The 19,030-nt window shown below is 49.8% G+C and carries 15 protein-coding genes and 1 CRISPR repeat array; of the genes, 5 read left to right on the plus strand and 10 right to left on the minus strand.

Annotated features, from left to right (window positions below; translation table 11 throughout):
• Positions 1 to 975: a hypothetical protein gene (locus tag K9W43_12200; protein MCF2137986.1), complete on the plus strand. Its 975-nt coding sequence runs from the start codon at positions 1 to 3 to the stop codon at positions 973 to 975.
• Between the two features lie 74 nt (positions 976 to 1,049).
• Here K9W43_12200 and K9W43_12205 read toward each other — a convergent pair whose 3' ends face one another.
• Complete coding sequence (locus K9W43_12205) at positions 1,050 to 1,586, minus strand: hypothetical protein (GenBank protein ID MCF2137987.1); 537 nt, start codon at positions 1,584 to 1,586, stop codon at positions 1,050 to 1,052.
• 114 nt (positions 1,587 to 1,700) lie between these two features.
• Between K9W43_12205 and fni the strand changes: the two genes are divergently transcribed.
• A complete protein-coding gene (fni, locus tag K9W43_12210; GenBank protein ID MCF2137988.1) occupies positions 1,701 to 2,828 on the plus strand; it encodes a type 2 isopentenyl-diphosphate Delta-isomerase in 1,128 nt (375 codons plus the stop codon).
• Between the two features lie 20 nt (positions 2,829 to 2,848).
• Here the strand turns inward: fni and K9W43_12215 are convergent, their stop codons facing one another.
• The 4 genes from K9W43_12215 to K9W43_12230 form a co-directional block, all read right to left on the minus strand.
• The gene (locus K9W43_12215; protein ID MCF2137989.1) at positions 2,849 to 4,264 is read right to left on the minus strand and encodes a CoA-binding protein; all 1,416 of its coding nucleotides are present in this window, start codon (positions 4,262 to 4,264) and stop codon (positions 2,849 to 2,851) included.
• Positions 4,265 to 4,356: 92 nt separating this feature from the next.
• Positions 4,357 to 5,445: a hypothetical protein gene (locus K9W43_12220; GenBank protein MCF2137990.1), complete on the minus strand. Its 1,089-nt coding sequence runs from the start codon at positions 5,443 to 5,445 to the stop codon at positions 4,357 to 4,359.
• Positions 5,446 to 5,458: 13 nt separating this feature from the next.
• Positions 5,459 to 6,838, minus strand: coding sequence for a hypothetical protein (locus K9W43_12225; protein MCF2137991.1), 1,380 nt, complete (start codon positions 6,836 to 6,838; stop codon positions 5,459 to 5,461).
• Positions 6,839 to 6,854: 16 nt separating this feature from the next.
• Entirely contained in the window at positions 6,855 to 9,542 is a 2,688-nt protein-coding gene (locus tag K9W43_12230) for a hypothetical protein (GenBank protein MCF2137992.1), read from the minus strand.
• 249 nt (positions 9,543 to 9,791) lie between these two features.
• Here K9W43_12230 and K9W43_12235 point away from each other — a divergent pair, with 249 nt between their 5' ends.
• Positions 9,792 to 11,741 carry a hypothetical protein gene (locus tag K9W43_12235; protein ID MCF2137993.1) on the plus strand — a complete coding sequence of 650 codons (1,950 nt, stop codon included), beginning with the start codon at positions 9,792 to 9,794 and terminating at the stop codon, positions 11,739 to 11,741.
• 5 nt (positions 11,742 to 11,746) lie between these two features.
• On the opposite strand, the gene K9W43_12240 is transcribed toward K9W43_12235, so the two are convergent.
• The 5 genes from K9W43_12240 to K9W43_12260 all read right to left on the minus strand — a co-directional run bounded on the left by K9W43_12240 (position 11,747) and on the right by K9W43_12260 (position 15,446).
• Positions 11,747 to 12,367, minus strand: a complete 621-nt coding sequence (locus K9W43_12240) for a tetratricopeptide repeat protein (GenBank protein ID MCF2137994.1) — start codon at positions 12,365 to 12,367, stop codon at positions 11,747 to 11,749.
• Positions 12,368 to 12,470: 103 nt separating this feature from the next.
• Positions 12,471 to 12,851 (minus strand): RidA family protein, encoded by a 381-nt coding sequence (locus tag K9W43_12245; protein MCF2137995.1) that lies wholly within the window; start codon positions 12,849 to 12,851, stop codon positions 12,471 to 12,473.
• 95 nt (positions 12,852 to 12,946) lie between these two features.
• Positions 12,947 to 14,017 carry a hypothetical protein gene (locus K9W43_12250; protein MCF2137996.1) on the minus strand — a complete coding sequence of 357 codons (1,071 nt, stop codon included), beginning with the start codon at positions 14,015 to 14,017 and terminating at the stop codon, positions 12,947 to 12,949.
• Positions 14,018 to 14,128: 111 nt separating this feature from the next.
• Positions 14,129 to 14,860, minus strand: a complete 732-nt coding sequence (locus K9W43_12255; GenBank protein ID MCF2137997.1) for an enoyl-CoA hydratase/isomerase family protein — start codon at positions 14,858 to 14,860, stop codon at positions 14,129 to 14,131.
• 127 nt (positions 14,861 to 14,987) lie between these two features.
• On the minus strand, positions 14,988 to 15,446 hold the full coding sequence (locus K9W43_12260; GenBank protein MCF2137998.1) for a hypothetical protein: 459 nt from the start codon (positions 15,444 to 15,446) through the stop codon (positions 14,988 to 14,990).
• 111 nt (positions 15,447 to 15,557) lie between these two features.
• On the opposite strand from K9W43_12260, the gene K9W43_12265 reads away from it, so the two are divergent.
• Together K9W43_12265 and K9W43_12270 are read left to right on the plus strand one after the other, a co-directional pair.
• On the plus strand, positions 15,558 to 16,292 hold the full coding sequence (locus tag K9W43_12265; protein ID MCF2137999.1) for an NAD-dependent deacylase: 735 nt from the start codon (positions 15,558 to 15,560) through the stop codon (positions 16,290 to 16,292).
• A 283-nt stretch (positions 16,293 to 16,575) separates the two neighbouring features.
• A complete protein-coding gene (locus tag K9W43_12270) occupies positions 16,576 to 18,126 on the plus strand; it encodes a GH3 auxin-responsive promoter family protein (protein MCF2138000.1) in 1,551 nt (516 codons plus the stop codon).
• A gap of 294 nt (positions 18,127 to 18,420) precedes the next feature.
• Positions 18,421 to 18,968: direct repeats of the CRISPR family, unit length 37 nt; unit sequence GTTTCAATCCCCTCAATCTGGGATCTTCTTCTGCGAC.
• Positions 18,969 to 19,030 lie beyond the last annotated feature (62 nt).

Genomic DNA, 19,030 nt, shown 5'->3' on the forward strand with positions numbered 1-19,030 from the left:
ATGGACTTTGAAAGAGATAACAACCCATCCGATGAAGAAGACTGGACAGAAGACCTGACTCAACCAGAGCAGCCTGAGCCACGTGGGATCACACATGAAGACCTACAGCAGCAACCCACCTCTACTGAGACGCCCTCCGAGAGCGCTTCTGTCCCGACACCGCCTCCATCACGTCACAGACCTTGGAGTGTCTTGGTTCATCTTCTGAATCTGGTGATGCTCGGATTTTCTGTGGCTATTGTCTATGTGTATTTTATGCAGGACGTTGATAGTGCTGTACGTGATGTCCTTGCAGTTGCAGCAGGCGTGCTTTTTGCTATACTGTTCCTTGCCATGCTGATCTCAATTCTTCTCAAGTCACCCTTTAGCATAATGGGCGCAAAAACACATGAAGAGATGATCTCCCGTTACGGTCCAACAGCCAAGAGTAAGCCCATTATCGCAATTAATGTGGACGAGCCATTTGTGCAGTATCATGCCACGACTGTGAAGATCACGGTGCGGAACATCTCATCGAGCTTGGGTCTGCGTGTGCGTTTCCACTCAATGGATCATATCTCTCCCTCAAGTATCGACCTGCCACTTGCACCTGGTGAGACCGAGGCCATTGAGATCCAGCTTGTGCCGATCGCTGTTGGAGAGCGTGAGATCTCGATTGAGTTTGCTGACCTCTTTGATGCGGACGGCAATCTGATACCAAAGTTCGAGGCCAATACGCTCGCAGTAGAACGTTTCAGATACATTGCCCGAGAACCAGCCTTTGGCGGGATAACGGCAAGTCAAGTACGCATTCTGAAGACTGTGGTCTCAGTTGCGACTGCACTGGTCGTCGGCTCGGGATTCATCCTTGCATTCTTTGGGGATGCTCTAGGTGGGTTTGACCAGATCATCAAGACCTACATGCCGATGCTTGTGATCTTGCAGGTTCCCGTCTTCTATCTCTATTTTGCATTGATGAATCGATTGCCTTCATAGAACAAGATTGCGGGCCCTATACTCTTGTAGGGCCCGTCACACTCTTTTTTATTTCAGAGATATCTTGCGGTTCTCTACATGAACTCTCTAAATATTATTCCTATAAATGATCCAAGCATGGACGCGAACAAGACAAAGAAGAAGTAGACTGCGGCCACAAAGGCTCCGGTGATGATAAATTCTCCAATGCCAATTTCAGGAACAAGCATGCCTGGCACCGCAAGGAACAGGATGAGCAGGATGACGAAGAATATTGAGGCAAGAATTGACGAGATTAGTGTGTGCTTTAATTGTGGCACTGTCATTCCGATGGGGATTGCAAGCGCAATAGGCAGATAAAACATGAAGACAGCCGTATCAGGAAGCGCGTCTATCACAATTGCGGCAAAAATCGCTGTATCAATAACGGCTATGAGTAGAGGCATCAGCAGCATGACGATTAAGTCGCGTCTGTCTTCTGGCATCGTCCAGAAAAGAAAACGCACCATGGGCACTCCTCTCTTACTGAGTTGCCGTTCTTCTCTCGGTAAGGGTCGTAGAAACGTCTTTGCTCTCTCTTCATCATCGTCTTCAATTGGGGGCTCTGTTCGATAACGTGATTCGTCGCTCATCTCTGCCACTTGTACCCGGCAGGTGCTGATTTATAGGATAAAGTCTTCGCATAACGCAAATCTACCAAAACCTCTATCTATAAGCAGGGCTCTCTATATGTATTGGTTGCAACAATGGCAGAAGGAGAGACTCGCAAGATGAAAAAGTCATCGGGTGGTCCCAGCGAGGCAGAATTGACTCGTCGAAGAAAACTCGAACATATTGAAATCTGTCTCCAAGAAGACGTACAATGTCATCGTTCCACAATGTTCGAGCATATCGATTTTATCCATAATGCTCTGCCACGGATTGATAAAGACTCTATTGATCTGACCATCAATTTTCTTGGTCTCCGAGCGAATGCTCCAATTGTCATTGCGGGAATGACTGGTGGTCATCCTCAGACGATCGAGATTAATCGGCGGCTTGCTGAGGCTGCGGAGGAACTCCGGATCCCTATTGGGGTTGGAAGCCAGCGGGCTGCTGTCGAAGACTCTTCCTTGGAGGACACGTTTCGCGTGGTTCGAGAGACCGCTCCGTCTGTTCCTCTCATTGCCAATATTGGTGCTACTCATGTTGACGCCGCTGAGGCCGCAGTAGACATGATCGAGGCCGATGTTCTGGCGATTCACCTGAATCCACTTCAAGAGGCCTGCCAACCAGAGGGTGATTGTAACTCTATTGGCGTCCTTGAGAACATTGCTGCAATCATGGATGTCGTAGATGTTCCTATCATCATCAAGGAGACTGGTGCAGGTATCAGTGCCGAAGTCGCTCTCGCTCTTGAAGAGATCGGCATTGATGGGGTGGATGTTGGTGGTGTTGGCGGCACCAGTTGGGCGGCAGTCGAATATTATCGTGCTCTGCGAGATGGTGACGAGCTGAAGGCACAGCTTGGTCTTGACTTCTGGGACTGGGGCATTCCCACTGCTCTCTCTGTCATAATGGTCACTAATGCCACTGACTTGGATGTCATCGCAACAGGCGGCATTCGTAGTGGACTTGATGTTGCAAAGGCCCTCGCTCTTGGTGCAAACGCGGCCGGAGTCGCACATCCACTCCTCAAGTCCGCAGTAGAAGGGACGACAAAGGATGTGATTAACGACCTGAAAAAACTCATCGAGGGTCTCAAGACTGTTATGTATCTTAATGGGTGCCGAACCGTTGATGACTTGTTTGAGCGATCCCTCATCCTCTCGCCTGAACTCATATCAACACTGAGTTCGCTAGGAATCGATCCCGGTAAATATTCGAGGGCATGAGAGCCCTCGATTTCTGCTTTTTATCTCCGTTTTAACAGTCCCTTTCTCATGAGATACTGCGATCTCTTCCAGATACCATTAAGCATCTGGACGGCCTCCTCGATAGTATCTCCCACAGGGATACCATTCAGTTCGAAACCTCTGATGATCACTTCGTACTTCTCCAAATCCGGGACATATGCTACTACTGTCTTCTCGTGTTGTTTTGCAACGTTCGCCACACGGGCTCCGATCTGTAATGAGATGCCGGGCGCGTACGGTAGAAGCAAGAGCAGGGCTGCATCAATATATTCTACTTGAAGCATCTTGTCAAGGACCTGCTCATAATCAACATCTGATGCGCTTCCGGTGAGATCGCACGGGTTTCTGAATGACGCTATTGCCTGATATGCAGGGCTCATGACCGATCGCATAGCCTCTTGATCCTCCTCGTTGAACTTGGGGAATTTGAGACCATAGAAGTCAGCCTCATCGGTGGCAATGACTCCGTGACCACCACTAACGGTCAGGCACCCGATGTTCGGTCCGCTCATGAGTTTTGGTTGAAATGAGAACACCTTCGAATATGCCATGACCTCATCTTCATCGGTGGCCTCAATGACTCCGTATTGTTTGAATGCCGCTGTAGCGACCGCACCATTTCCAGCAAGGGATGAAGTGTGGCTCTGAGTCGCACGATGCCCCGCCTCGGACTGGCCACCCTTGAAGACAATGATTGGTTTCTTTGGTGCAATCTCATCACATGCATCAACAAAGTCACGACCCTCTTCTTTTCCAAAACCTTCAATGTATGCGAGGATCGCTCTCACATTCTTATCTTTGCCAAAGAACCTGACAAAATCGGCGGTCTTTGTCTGTGCCTGATTTCCAATAGAGACTGCAGCCGCAATTCCCACATCGCGTTCAGCAAACTCTTCTAGTCGCTCTACCAGCCAGCCTCCGCTCTGGGATATGATCGCCACATGGCCTCTGCGTGGACGGGCAACTCGTTCAGATGGGAGAAAGAAGGTGTCCACGACATCCGGAACATAGACCCCGATACAGTTGGGGCCCACCATTGTCATATCATGCTTGTTGGCAATCTCAATGATCTCTTCCTGAAGAGTTGCTCCACTTGTACCGGTCTCACTAAAACCTCCAGAAACAACAATGACTGATTTGATTCCTTTTTCGCCACACTGTTCAAGAACTCCCGGAACATATTTTGCAGGGACCGAGATGACCGCAAGGTCTATGTCATTGGGGGCCTCCTCGATGGACTTGTAGACCTTTTGGCCCTCAACTGTACCACCTTTGGGATTGATGGGATAGGTCTTGAGACCGTTCTCAAAACATAATTTTCGGAAGATCACATTTCCCGGCGAGAAGGGGTTTGATGTGGAAACACCCACGACCGCCGTCACATTTGGGTTAAGCATCTTATTGAGACCGCTCACTCTAATTCCCTCGGCTTGATAATTTTCACTAGCTCTCTCTACTTATATGCGATATGGCTGACCACTGTGGCACAGTTCAACGTGAACCGCGACTAAGGCTTCATCAATGCAAGGATCTCGCGAAGTCTTGGTTCGGCCAGCATGGCATGTTGGAGTTTGCAGAGCAATTTCGTTACTTCTGCATAGATTACTTTTCTATGGTCATCCGAGTCCGATTCCGCGTTCTGGAGTGCCTCTTGGCATCGCTGATTAATCCGCTTGATGATTCGCTTTTCTAGTTCGGGACCACCCCAGCCAAAGCCGTCAAAGGCAGTCTGGGCCTCAGAGATCTTGTCCTGAACTCGAAGGTCCTCGCCCTTCAGCAAGTTCTCCAGTCCCGTAAAGTATCGTGCGACTGCCCGTTCTATTCGTTCAGTCTCGGATGGAGAGAGTTGCTTCTCCTGTGGTCTGTGTTTCATGAGGTCCTGTAGGAGTCGGGCGCCGGGTGCCTCTGTGAGAAGGCCCTTGATGATCCGGGTCAGGAATTCCGAGGGAACTTGGATCACGTCGCCAATATACGGTGAGTCTGATTGATATCTGTGGATCTCCCGCATCACTTCGAACCAGAAGGTCGGAAGTAGGACATGACAACGGCGAGAGTATTGTTGGATGAGGCGATTCGCCTGTGATATGAGTCCCCACTCATCATCCTCCATATCGACCCGTTTAAAGGGCTCTCTTGCCTCTTCCTCTGCATGCTCATCGGGCAATAGTGGTACAAGACCAGCCGCCCTCTCTCCCGGAAGAGGAGCGGCAGTCGTTGTTGGTTCTGCACCTGCAGCTGGAGCAGTCTTTGCAGGGGTTGACCCTTCAAGCAATGAGAGGATCTCCGCAGCCGTACTTTGGGTCTCAACATCCTTTGCCTTCTGAGAGAGCTTGGGTAAGATGCTCTCCAGCTGGGCCATCCTCTTGACGATCAGGCTAAGAATGTTCGCGGTGGATGAAGGTGTTGCTTCGTTGGTGAGGGTCTCCTCGATCCATTTGCGTGTTCTCTTCAGTCCCTGAGTCAGCGAATCGACCCTGTCCGGGTCCACGTTCCCTGAGACCTGCGAACTGAGAATAAAATGGATCAGTGTGGAATTAAGTGTCTCAATCAAGAGCAGCCTATCCACGAGATCCTCTATGCGAAACTCAGAACTCAATCTTGCCCCTCCGTTATGCTACTGGTGTGCCTGATTCCATGTAGTAACTGAATAGCTCCCTGAAATCGTTGATCGCGTTCACCAATTCTTTTCGTGTTGTGCCCTTTGATCTCATGAACCAGCTCTGCTTCAGAGGTGAGGGTCCGCTGTGCAGGTTGACCAGTTGAGTTGCCTCATTGATCAGTTGCACCAGCTCTGGAATCTTTGGTAGGCCGAGTAGTACAAGCAGATCGACCGGGGCATCGGGATTGTCCTTCTGGACGTAGCACGGAGTGATTGCCGCACCCGGTGCAATGAACTTGTCAAGTGCCTCTTTGAGATGCATACCATATTCAGCCTTTGAGATGTGTCTTGGTCCACTGAACACGTAATAGACACTCTCCGCATTTGGCTGGTCTCCGATGTCCGCGTATGACCATTCTCTGATCGTGTAGTCGATCATGCTCTTGATCTGTTGGGGCATGCTGCCAGCATCAGGGATCAGTCCCACATCTGTATAGAGCGCAGGAACAACTACTGGGTCCAGCTTTCTTGCATAGTCCGCAAGGTCTGTTGTTGGAAAGACATCCTTGCCTGCCTCGTGTACTCCGGGTGAGAGCATGGCCTCGACCACATCCAACGCTAGCGGGTTGACGAGCTCAACAAATGCCTGCTCGGTCCTCTGTTCCAGTTCTCCTGACTCTTCCAATGTCGAGGGCACCATTCGCTCGATCTGTCCGATATCTGCGATATCCACGTTGAGCTCTCGCTGAAGGTAATCGACACTATCGGCTCTACGAGAATTGAGAATTCGTTTGAGCATGGTTCTGTTGCTCAATAAGATCGTCAGGTCCGCACCGCGTTCTTGAAGCTGAGCCCTGAGCAGTTTTGAGACCGCCCAGATCGAGTTGAGTGCCTCCGATGACTGTCCCTCAAACGGTAGGACTCCAATGACGTAGACGAAGATCCGTCTTCCCTCTTCTTCTTGGAATCGTTGCTTGAGGAGTTCGATCAGGGCAGGAGTGCCTCCACAGCCCGTCCCGCCTCCGAGGCTGGTAAAGATGCTGAAGCCAGAGACCCCTTCAAAACCGAGATTGCTAAGCTGGTCAAAGATGATGTCCTTCGATTCCATGACCGCGTTGTAGCCGTCCATGAACCGACCACCGACACCGATCTCACTGGCACCGTACAGCATTGTGTGTTCTTTTGGAATGTCATATTTTTCTCGGACCTTGGTCAGATCCGCTCTGTCCGTGTTCATGAGAAGATAGCCTCGGACACGCGAAGGCAGCCTCTTGTCATGGCTTGCCTTCAGGTACGAACCTACAATATTCGAACCACATTCACCGATCCCGATTGCAAAGACCTCTGCGGCCTTTGTCGCCTCTTCTTCACTACCTCTTCCTCGTAGCATAGTTGTCGCCTCGTTCTTATCCGCTTTTTCGTGTCATTGAATCCGCAATCTCTCTTAGAGCCCATGATAGATATGAGCTGATGTCCTCTCTGCTGAAGGTCTCCTTGATTCGTTTTGTCTGATCCTCAAGAAACTTCTCGCGAGCATCAGCACCCATTGTTGGACTGAATCCAGTCAGGTACATCTTGAGGGACTTGTGCCAGTCATCCATCTTCTCGACCTGTGCCAGCCACCCCTCACGGACCTCTTTCAGCTTCTCGAAATACGTCAGTGCATCTTCAAGCACGGTCGTATCGGCAAGCTGTTTCTCCAAGTCGCTGATCTGGTTGACCGGATAGATGATCTTGGAAAAGTCCCTTGGGTGCTTCTCGATTACACGCTCAATTGTTGCGTAATAACTACTAGCTGCACGTAGTCTATTGTCGAACTGCTGGCTGTCCTTGGCGGCCACACTCTTCAGCACTGAGAGCATCTCCTCCTGAATATTCGCCAGTGTCAGACAGACTTCGAGAGCCTCGTTCACATGTTTCGATTCGCTCTCTAACTGTTTTGGTACCTCTTCGAGAAGGATCTTGAGCCGTTGCACGAACTCGCTCATCCCTTGCTTCTCAAATATGTCAACAGCACCTTTGATCTGCACATATGCCGTATTGGCCCTGTCTTTGATCTTGTTATGCAAGTTCGGTGAGGTCGTCAGTGCCATGATTTTGTCGAAGGCCTCCGCTGCCTCTTCGAGGTCTCTTGGGGGTGACTCGTGTACGGCCTTCAGTGTGATGAGTTCTGTGTCCACGTCGACACCAATGTTCTTTGCCTGCTGGAATCTCTCAATGAGTTCATCGACCTTGTCCATTAAGGTCTCGATGACCTTCTTACTGATCTTTTTCTCATACAGCTCTACCATCTTTCTTGCAATCGTTGGCAAGCTGAATACATTGTCTGCGGCCACGCCAATACTGTTCAGTTCAGCAATGGCCTCCTGGACCTCAGAGGGAATCTCAAATCCGGCACCCATCAGCTTTGCCGCAGCAAGACGGATCTTAACACCAAGACGATATCTCATATTCTCAAGTGCCTCTTTGGCCTTGACCAAGATACCGTCCTTGAGCGCTTTCATCTCCGAACGAATGATACCGAAATCTTGGAGGGTCTTGATCTTTTCAGAACCCGCCTCAAGTTCTCCTGTGATTGGCATGAAGATGTCTGCATACGCTGGCTTGATTGTCTGAAGGTCTTGGATGATCGCATCTATCTCTTGGATGCATGCCTCTCTGAATGTGGCAACTCCGCTATCCACAGCGGTTCTGAGGCTGTTCAAAGACTCCATGAGGTAGACAATGCCACCTTGGATGTCTTCGACCTTTGGAGCCTTCTTGCCCAACTGCGCATAGTCCAAGACTCTATCGGCCGATGTGGCGAGCTCATTGAATCTCGCTATGTATTCCCGAATCTTGTCAGTGATGTGATTAATGGCATCGTCATGCATTGACTTGGCCTTTGTGTAAATCCGAATGAGATCATCAATTGGTGCCTTCTCCAGTTTGTCCCTCGACTCGGCAATGAACTTGCGTACCTCAATGACATCTTTGATCCCTGTGTCATCGGGGACATCAGTGGCCCGCTGGAGTTCTTCCAGTAGGTCCTCAAGCTTCCCTTTCAGTGAGATTCTGACCTGTCCCTCCCATTCCACCATTTTCTGGTAGGCGGATAATAATGGTGCGACATCATCGGTTTCTGTGCTGAGCGCTGGTGCTGGTGGGATGATATCAGAAGTTGTTGGAATTCCTCCGGCCACGATCTTTGAAGTGATCTCATGTTGCATGTTGATGATGCGGTCTCGGAGCATATGTGCCATCTGTTGCTTGGCCGAGAACAGTTGGTTCTCAAGGCTCAGCAGTGTTGTGAGATCAGTGGCTGCCGAGGCATCACGCGCAAGCAGTCGTAGCTTCTGGGTAAAGTCCATTGGAAGATCCAGCCCGAGTCTGGAGGCGGTGCTGATGGACGCCTGCAGGGACTCGATATCTGACATTAGTGAGGCACCGAGCATTCTCCCCACTTCGCCCTTTCGCCCATCTAGATAACCTCGTTCCTTTACGAGCTTCTCTCTAAGAATGATCAAGTCCGAGAGAGACAGGAGTGAGATATCATCAGTAGATACAGAGGTTGCAACCTCACCTCTGTCTATAGTAATATGGCGTTCGTAGGTCTCGACCATACCCTTGTTCTCATCTAGAAGATTCTTTACCTCGCGCATCATCTCTTGATGTAGACTGGCGTACTTTTTCGTGAAGACATCAGCAAAATCGTACAGGGTTGCGGCATCTCCAAAATCTCCCGCTCCGATCGATGGAAAATTAGTCGCGGCGAGTGCTTTTGCCTCGTTGGGCTTTATTGCTTGAATCTTTGGTATGAGATTTACAACCTGTCGTTGTTCACGGCGGAATAGATCCGCAAAGTCTCGAACAATCCGCATAAAGTCTTCTTCGAGTTCCTTATCTGCCTTCTCCAATACGGATTGGAGCTTCCTCTTCTTCATGAATCCGGCGCTTCCGAGCTCGTTCTCGATTCGAGTGAGTTTTGCATAAGCATCATAGAGCTGGCGCAGCTGTCTATCTGTCTGCTCTTCGAGTTGGGGATTGATAGTAATCAGCATTCCTTTCATCTCGGAGAGCTTGTCGAGCTCTCGTCGCCACTTGTGCGAGTCCATTCGATTTCCTCCATATAATGCGGCATTTTGCCATTTGAATTCCATTTCTTAAGTGTATTCTGGATACGTATGAATGGGTATCACAAGGTGTCAGATAAGTATACCATATATGCTTACTTAAGCGAGCGGCGAATGTCGGTTTCTTAACGAAAAATCGGCATATGTGACGAGATTTTTGAGACCAGAAAACGCCTTAAACGACTGTGGTCATTCGTCTTTAACCACAACAGGATAGTTAGGGACGATAACATGGCCGATGCTCCGGGAGGAACTGGTGACACATTACCACTGACTAGCAATCCGATCACGATACTTGAATCAGAAGCAGTAAGTATTACACATGACAGCGAGTTTCTCTATGCAGCCTGTCAAGACAACACTGTTCGAGTGTGGTCCAAGTCTGATTGGCAATTGGTCGCAACTCTTGGTGAGACAAGTACTCCACCTCTACGTGTTCACGTGGACAAGGAACACATCTATGCGACTTGTGAAAAGCGAGTCTATGTATGGAATCGAGTCTCCTGGGGGATGGTGGGTTGGTTCGAACTCTCTTATGGCGCTCTTACTTCCGTTCTATATGAGGACAGTTTCTTAGTTGGTGCAAGAGAGGGCCGTCTGGTTTCCATTAACAAGAACACTCACGAGACCTCTAGTTGGCAGCTCTACAAATCAGATGTCACTGCGATCTGGACCGACAATACCATTATCTGTACTGCTGCGCGAAAAGATGAGAGTAGGGTCTGGACACGACAAGAGGGAAAGGCTCCAGTTGAGATCGCAAAGCTTGAGAAGAAAGGTCGATGTACCGCAATTGTAGGGACGAACGAGTACGTCATCTTGGGAATGTCGGGGGGCGAGATCCAGATCTGGGACCGGCTCGAGTGGACCCTGATCAAGGCGTTGGAGTCGGTCAACTCCCATGCGGTCACAAGTCTCTGGACAAATAATCACTATTTAATAATCGGGCTGTCCCAAAATATTGTATCCATTTATGATCTGAAGGGTGGTTCTGAGATCGGCCAGATCCAACTGGATGGTCAAAAGATCGAGGCTGTGGATGCTGATCACGATCGAATCTATGTCGCCGCATCCGATGGTATTCATGTTGAACAATTACTGCTGGGCGGGTCAAGTGTTGATCTTGACACGGACGTTGGGATTGAGTTTGGTCGGAGCCTGTTGAAGACCTCGCCGTATGATGTACTTGAGATCGTGTTGACCCGCAAAAAAGAGGGTGATGTATTCCTTCAGGACGGACAATATCACGAGGCCGTTGCGGCCTACGAAAATGCATTGCAGCTCCTTATTGATAGCACCCACGCTCTATTAGAAGTCCCCAAAGAACGTGAAGAGATCACACAGGACGTGAACCGGCGTCTGGGCCGAGCATTGCTTCACTCCAAGATCATTGAGTTACAAGAACTTAGCAAACGGATTGAACAGATCTCTGATGAATTCGACATGCGTGGTAGAACGGAGATCGCAGAGTCTGAGATGAATGCTCTGTGGACTGAGACACGTCGTGCCATCAAGGAGGCACGAGTGCTTGCCGAAGCGCAGGCTGGAGATATGCTCAGTTATCAGCTGACCTTCATTGCCGACACGCTCGATGATGATCTCGCGTCTGCTGAGGAGAAGGCCAATCGTTACAAGGAGAAGGTCAATCAGGCCCGAGCGATGGTCTCTAATATCATGGCCGAGTGGCGGTGGATGGAGCGACGCCGTACGACACTTGAACAGCGTCAGTCTTTTCTCGAGTCGGCCATAAGTCGGATCGAACTTGCTTTGAAGGACACACCACAGGATGATCAAGAAGTGATCGGCATCCTGTCAAATGCAATCACCGAGTATAAACGGCTCCTTGATCAGATCTCCAGGATCATCAGTGCTGCTGACAGTAAGGAGGCAGAAGAATTACGAAGCCGTGAAGAAGCTCTCTCTGCGATCACAGGTCTATTACAGGTCATGCCCAAGAAGCGCGATGTACTGTTGGCGATCTCTGATATTGCTGAACGAAAACGCGAGTATGAACGGTTGATGAGCGCCCTGAAACAAGCTCTTGAGACCGCGAACAAGTTCAAACTCAAAGAGGAGGCCCGCAACATTATGAATGAGATCGAGGCGTTGGAAGGTCTCAATGGTTCAGTCGGGAACAATCTTGTCTCTGAAGCAAAATCCGTTGAGGGCGCTCCTGAGTGAGCGGACTATGAGGCTATCTCAATATCAAAATCTTCGATGGAGAGGGTCCCTGACTTGATGATGCTGATCCAGTCCTCGGCAAGAAACTCAAGCTCCGGGTCAATCGAGAAGGAGAGTTCCGCGGCTGCGAGTGCTTCTTGATACTCGCCTATGAAGAAATGGCAGATCGCATAGTTATACCATGCTGGTGCAGAGTTGGGGTTGAGAAGGATAGCCCGTTCAAGTGCAGCAATCGCCTCTTCAAAACTCTCCAATATCATGTACGCATTTGCAAGGAGCAACCACTTACGCTGATTTCGTGGTTCGAGTTTCAGACTCTTTTGCAGTGCCTCAATTCCCTCATCGCTCTCGTTCAGCAGCAGGTGTAGGTATGCCTTGTCAGTCCAAGCACGCTCTGACTTGGGATCTATCTGGATGATGTGTTCTAGGGCGGATATTGCATCCTTTGGTTTCTTCAGCGCTAGGCTCACAGCGACCATCTGTTCCCAGACACTCTTGTTTCGAGGATAGAGCGATGCACCTCTCTCAAGCGTCTTGCGTGCCTCATCATATCTGGCCTTTGAGATCAGTGAGGCTGCTTGTGATAGTATCTGTTTGATACCACTGCGCGAGGTGTGGTTGGTCATTTTTGAGTGTCTCCAATCAGTGATATTTCATATTCACTACGTATATCTCAATAAAAATAACCAAGAAAAAGATTGTTCTGGTTGCAAATTGCCCTTTTTTTGACTATTTTATGGCAATTGCCTCGATTTCGACACCTACGTCTTTGGGCAATCTGGCAACTTGTACCGCAGCCCGCGCCGGAGGGTTCTCGGGGAACCACTTTGCATATTCCTCGTTCATCTCTCCAAAATCGTTCATGTCACGCAGGAACACAGTGACCTTGACGACCTTGCTCATGGAGGTCCCTGCTGCCTTGAGCACTTCACTGATGTTCTTGAGGGCTTGATGCGTCTGCTCGGTGATCGAGCCGGTGAGTAATTTACCGGTTTCAGGGTCCGCTGGGAGTTGGCCCGAACAGAAGACAAAATCTCCTGCGACGACTCCCTGCGAATAAGGGCCTATTGCCTTTGGAGCTTTGTCTGTTGCAACTACTTCTCGCTTCATAATTTAATCCCCTGCTCTTCTGGTGATACTATCCAGCCCTTTAATCTACCGAATAAGGTGATACTCTCTTTGACTTGTGATCTCAGACGATGAGTCTACATATTACTAATCTCTGACGCAAAGATCTCGTTGACCAGCTTGTACACGCGCTCGTATTTGATCGCCTCAACATGATCCTTCTCCAGGGCCTCCGAATAGACAAGCTGGAACTGTTGAGTAAAACTTCTGACCTTCTCAAGCAGGATCTTGTATGGTTTCTTGGTTATGAGCACTGTAGTGAACTTTTCCCCCTGCGTGAATAGAATGTGCTTGTCGCCCACTGACATACTGCTCAGACCCTGATCGCTCTTGAGGATCTCTTTGAACAATGACTGGACCCCTGTAATTCCTGCGGCTGTGAGGTCCTCATTGGCCGTGGAATCTTCCTTGAAACTCTCGTGAAAGATCAATAGGCCACTATAATGTATCACAAAGAGGTCGTATATTTGATTGTACCAGTCCAACTCGTCAAGGGCAGGTGATGAGAGTAGTGTGATCCCCATGATTCCAAGGCCTGTGACAAGAAAGAGGGCTGCGAGGATGTATATGTTCGCTCCAAGCGTGTAGTATGCAAAATCACTTCTGCCAACGTACCCCAGAAAGCCAATGAAAAAGGCGATGAATATTATTTCCATGCTATGCCGTACCGTTCCCGAAGTGCTACGAACTGCATAGATGAGGAAGAGGCAAAGTACAAAGAACGCAATGAGGCTTGCCACTAAAGCCACTATTGTCAGAACATTATACGGGACGAAAATAGTTATGGCGACTAGTAGCAGTCCGGGGACAGATACCGCATGCTTTGGCAGATACGGAATGATCGCCTCCATCGCATAGTAGAACGCCAGCAGTGCGATCATCATGGCCAGGTAGCCTGCTTTTGTCATTAGAGACAGTAACGGATCTTCGATAAATATGAAATCTGACAGGATAAAGAAAAAGCTGTTAAGAGCCATCCCTAACATGAAGATCGACCAGCTGATAGTACTGTCGGACCATCTGCGAATCGGACTTCGAAGCCATTGCACTAACAGCACAAACGCAAACAGTGAGGTATAGATGACTACTGCTGAATCCAAGACAAGAATAATATCCCGAATGATATCCGTTGTTCCAAATAGTGGCATCGAACTCGCCTGATCCTATCATGTTCAAGTTCAGTGTGAATAGGCTATACTGGCCCGTCTAATAATCATATCTTGCTTGGACCGATCTTGAATGGTATCGATTAGCCCCGTTCACGATTCTTCAAATTCGCGTATCCACTCGTCCGTGAACATCGACTCGACATCAGCAGCGTCTGCGAGTTCTCGGCCAGCCATCGTATCAAGTAGGTTCTTAGTCCGGATGAGAAGCTTTCTGTCCTTCTTGGCGAGTGTATCTGCAAATGCCAAGGTCTCCTTCATTAGATCGGCCTGTGTGAATATCTTGTCTGCAAGTCCTATCTCTTTTGCCTCGCCCGCAGGAACGGTCCGTCCTGTGAGAAGGATATCCTTTGCAATTGAGACCGGTACCAGTCGCAAGAGTCCTGATGCTGCGCCCATCCCCGGAAAGATGGAGAGGTCAATCTCCGGAAGCTTGAAGGCGGCATTATCCGTGACGAAACGGAAGTCACATGCGGAGGCTATGATTGCACCGAAGCCCATTGCGTAGCCATTGATCGCGGCGATTGTGATACAGTTGCGTGCATCCCTGATCGTTGCGACGGTCTTTTCCAAGAGTTTGAAGAAGTCACGGTACTCGTCCTTTTTGAGACCCTTGACCGTGTCGATATCGAATCCTGCACTGAAGGCTCTCTCTCCCGCTCCTGTGAAAATGACGATGAAGACCTCTGGATCATTTAGTAATCGTGATGTCTTTTCCTCAAATGTTCGAAGCATGTCATAGGTGACAGCATTGAGCTTTTCCGGACGGTTGATCGTCACTATGGCAATACCGTCTTTCTGATCAGCAAGGATCTCACCAGTCATCTATCTTCACTCTCCCAGAGCAGGTGTTGCATTTCCAACTCACGCTGTATATATTCCTTCGGTCTTCCCTCAAATACCTACTGCGTCTATATTCTATCGTCGCGCGCAGTCTCTCCAACTGCTCTGATCAGTCCATGCAAGCATGGCAATCGTCAGATACATGTTCTGCCTGTTGCCTGTGAACCTCGCATATGATTCCTGCGTCACGAAGAATCTTGATGAGGTGGATGATCTCGCGGGTCATGTCCTCATAGACCGCTGCATCACTTGTCCGATGATCCCACGCCTCCATGATGTTGTTCGCAGCCTTCTTTATGTACGGGATTATGTCATCGGGGAATTCAATGGTGTCGCCCCTCGATCTTGCGGTCTCCGACTTGCGGAGCTTGTACTGTGATACGGCTGGTTCTGTGATCCCCAACATCCGCGCTATGTCTTTCTGCCTCCGGCCAGCCTCGATCATGGCCCTCGCAAGTTCCCTCCGGATTGCTGGAAGAATGTACCAGACTTCTACTTCTTGCGGCATCATCCATGTTCTCTTCTTTGGACTGCCGTCTCTCTTTACTCCACGTGGCACTGCTGTCACTCACTTCGTCTATTGCTAACAATAGTGAAGATTTTAGATTAATAAGGCTGTTGCCACGTACATATTTCCTCACCGTCAGTATTATGTGGTTGTTCACATATTCTTCTCTCGATGAACGACGACGAGATCAAAAGGGCGGCTGAGATCATTCGCCATGCAGAACATCTTATTGCATTGACCGGTGCAGGGGTGTCTCGTGAGTCCAACATCCCCACGTTCCGAGGAAAGGACGGGCTCTGGCGCAATTATGATCCAATGGACCTTGCCACTCCGTCCGCCTTCGCACGTGATTCGCAACTTGTCTGGGAATGGTACGAGTGGCGACAGGGTCTCATTGCCTCCTGCGAGCCTAACCCCGCGCACTATATGCTTGCTGCGTGGGAACGCAAGGGCCTGCTGAAGACGGTGATCACTCAGAACGTCGATGGTCTTCATAGGCGTGCTGGCTCTGAGCATGTGTTGGAAGTCCATGGAAATATCTGGGCTGTGAAGTGTGTGAACTGTTCCTATCACGCGTTGCTTGATCGCCCCGCCGTGGGAGTCCCCCGATGTCCGGAGTGCGGCGATCTGCTTCGGCCGGATGTCGTCTGGTTCGGCGAGAGTCTGGACCCGGATGTGATCTCTAAAGTCTATGCGGAATTGGACCGTGCTGATGTGTGCCTGATCATCGGCACTTCGGCTGTGGTTCAACCCGCCGCTTCATTCCCGCTTGTCGTGAAAAATCATGGCGGTACTCTCATCGAGATTAATGTTGAACCCACTCCGCTCACTACGGTCTCGGAGATCTCTCTTCAGGGGAAGGCTGGTCATCTTCTTCCTCTGATCGATACTCAGCTAGACTCCTAATATCGACGTTAATTAATTATCAATTATTCAAGTCGGTATGACTACCTGTGTGCGTGTATTACTAATTACTTCTGTGTCGTGCATGCGATCTTTTCGAACTATTTTTATTATTAGACTTGGGCTCAGTATGGATCTCTCACGTGAGTTTGCGAACGGGATTGTCGGTGATCCCTGGCTGCCCCGGATATGAATCGGTAGTGTTCGCACACGCAGATACGCCCTCAAATTCATGTCTGTTTTTAAGAGCTGGTGCACACGCTGAGTTATGAGGTAGGTGTAAATAGTGAGAAGGCTTCTTCAGTATATCTTTTCACACATGGCGCAACGCGCCGTGGATAAGGCAATCAAAGAATTGCGTGACCCTGCGACCACAGACGAGTTCTTGCTCTCGGTCCTTCGAGAGAACCAAGACTCGATGTTTGGAAAGAAACATGGTTTTGCAGAAATCTCTACCGTAGACGAGTTCAGAGAGCGAGTTCCCCTCTTCACTCACGCGGATATGGCCCCTTATCTCCAAGCGTGTCTTGCAGATCCCACGGCCTGCACCCTGACGCATGACCACATATTTTGGTTTGCGCTCACGTCGGGGACGTCAGGCAATCCAAAGCGGCTCCCCCTCACCCGACGAGGCCTCTATGCATCACAGCGGGTCATGGGTCTGCCGATCATGGGGTATGTCCACTATACAAGCGATACCTCTCCTGTAGGACCGCTCCTTCTCATTGGTTCTCTGCCGCGTGTCACAGAGGTGCAGGGGGTACCTGTGGGTTGGCTTTCAGGGGTGTCCCGTGTGATTGCGGGGGGTTTTATGCGTCGCAATATGCATCCCCCTTTCGAACTATTCGAGATACGTGATTCACAAGAGCGGATGTGGAGGTTTATGCTTCATGCTGTTGCCATCAAAAGGTTGGGAAGCATGGGAGGGCTCCCCCTATCCGAGCTCATGTTCCTTCGAGAAGTGCGAAGATCTACTGACAGGCTTATTGCTCATTTCGAGGGAACTGATACTGCTCGCCAGTTGCGGGACGCTCGTGACGATCAAGGCCTGCTGGACATCGCACAGCTCTGGCCCAATCTCCGCATTCTCATGGGTGCGGGACTCTCCATGCGCCCCTATCTCCAGTACATGCATCAGACGTTTCCAACAGTGACCTATCTGGAGACCTATAGCGGTAGTGAAGGGACCTTTGCAGCACAGATCGATCCTGATGACACGATGTATCTCGCCTCACATGTCAACTACTTTGAGTTCATCCCCTTAGAGAAACGTCATCTTCCCTCTCCGCCCGTCCTCTCATTATCCCAGGTGCGTGCGGGTGAGCGTTACGAGGTGGTCCTCACAAACCTCTTCGGATGGACACGTCTGCGACTTGGCGATATTGTCACTGTGACCGCGACCAATCCCGTACGTATCACAAATGTGAGTCGGATCACCACTACTACAACTGTGGCAGGGGCGCAGCTCACAAATATACAGGTGGAGGACGCGGTCACGGAGATGACCGAGAGATCACATGTGCCTCTTGTGGACTTTACGTTGGTTGCAGCAAACTCGCAGCGACAATATGTCTTGATCATGCTTGTGGACGACCCGTCACATGTGGACTTGTCCGAGGTCGCTGTACTGTTGGATCTGGCCCTCTCTAAACAGTCCGTCTCATACCACGACGCCCGAGAGAGCGAGGCATTGCGTCCTCCGGCAGTGATGCTCACTGCGCGATCGATGTTCCTTGATCGCACGCATGATTCTATCTTTCAGGTCAAACCAATCGTCTTAACGGATGATGAGGGTTTTCTGCGGAAGTATAGTTCAGGGGTGGTCGCAGGCGCATGATGCGTAAGGAGGCACAAGCAACAGCATGACGACCATTTTCTGTGTCGTTACCTGCACAGATCATTGACGTTCGATGCTCTGTCTATACGATCAAGTCTGAGGTCGCTGTCCCCGACCACATCAAGGTCCTCTCCGAGATACAAGGTGGGCGGTGACCTCTGCTTGATACGACCTGCCCACGAGGCTGTATCATACAGATCGTTCTTGAGGAGAGACTCGCAGATGAGTCGGTGTGATGAGCACGAAAAATGCACCCGCTAAAATACAGTCATCACGTTTTGACTAGCAAGACTTGTTTTTATCCCCTCAATCTGGGATCTTCTTCTGCGACTAGAGGATGCGTTAATTGGGAGGACCGAAGAGGGACTCCGTTTCAATCCCCTCAATCTGGGATCTTCTTCTGCGACGCAGATGTAGCCAAGTGGACGAAGGCGCGAGGCTTGTTTCAATCCCCTCAATCTGGGATCTTCTTCTGCGACTGAAACAGGACCGTGATTTACAAGAGAGAGTTGACATGTTTCAATCCCCTCAATCTGGGATCTTCTTCTGCGACTTTAATTATTGCGCTAATTGCGGTTATAGACTCTATGTTTCAATCCCCTCAATCTGGGATCTTCTTCTGCGACACTATCAATTCCTGCGCCAGTAAGAAATGCAATCAGTTTCAATCCCCTCAATCTGGGATCTTCTTCTGCGACACGAGTCATAAGATAGAGATAGGGCGCGCTTGCGGATGTTTCAATCCCCTCAATCTGGGATCTTCTTCTGCGACTAGTAGTAGCTGCGCTCGCGTGCTCGCGGTCGCGTTTCAATCCCCTCAATCTGGGATCTTCTTCTGCGACTGGGGCCAAAACCCATGAAAAATAAGGAAAGGGGTCCTCATAAGTCTTTGTGGGGTGGTGCA

The organism is Candidatus Thorarchaeota archaeon, from assembly GCA_021498125.1.
In the GTDB taxonomy this organism is placed as follows: Archaea; Asgardarchaeota; Thorarchaeia; order Thorarchaeales; family Thorarchaeaceae; genus B65-G9.

Excerpts from the sequence above, each read along its gene's own strand:
- K9W43_12200 (MCF2137986.1), top strand. The coding sequence starts at position 1 with ATGGACTTTGAAAGAGATAACAACCCATCCGATGAAGAAGACTGGACA.
- K9W43_12205 (MCF2137987.1), bottom strand. The coding sequence starts at position 1,586 with ATGAGCGACGAATCACGTTATCGAACAGAGCCCCCAATTGAAGACGAT.
- fni (MCF2137988.1), top strand. The coding sequence starts at position 1,701 with ATGGCAGAAGGAGAGACTCGCAAGATGAAAAAGTCATCGGGTGGTCCC.
- K9W43_12225 (MCF2137991.1), bottom strand. The coding sequence starts at position 6,838 with ATGCTACGAGGAAGAGGTAGTGAAGAAGAGGCGACAAAGGCCGCAGAG.
- K9W43_12230 (MCF2137992.1), bottom strand. The coding sequence starts at position 9,542 with ATGGACTCGCACAAGTGGCGACGAGAGCTCGACAAGCTCTCCGAGATG.
- K9W43_12235 (MCF2137993.1), top strand. The coding sequence starts at position 9,792 with ATGGCCGATGCTCCGGGAGGAACTGGTGACACATTACCACTGACTAGC.
- K9W43_12240 (MCF2137994.1), bottom strand. The coding sequence starts at position 12,367 with ATGACCAACCACACCTCGCGCAGTGGTATCAAACAGATACTATCACAA.
- K9W43_12245 (MCF2137995.1), bottom strand. The coding sequence starts at position 12,851 with ATGAAGCGAGAAGTAGTTGCAACAGACAAAGCTCCAAAGGCAATAGGC.
- K9W43_12250 (MCF2137996.1), bottom strand. The coding sequence starts at position 14,017 with ATGCCACTATTTGGAACAACGGATATCATTCGGGATATTATTCTTGTC.
- K9W43_12255 (MCF2137997.1), bottom strand. The coding sequence starts at position 14,860 with ATGACTGGTGAGATCCTTGCTGATCAGAAAGACGGTATTGCCATAGTG.
- K9W43_12265 (MCF2137999.1), top strand. The coding sequence starts at position 15,558 with ATGAACGACGACGAGATCAAAAGGGCGGCTGAGATCATTCGCCATGCA.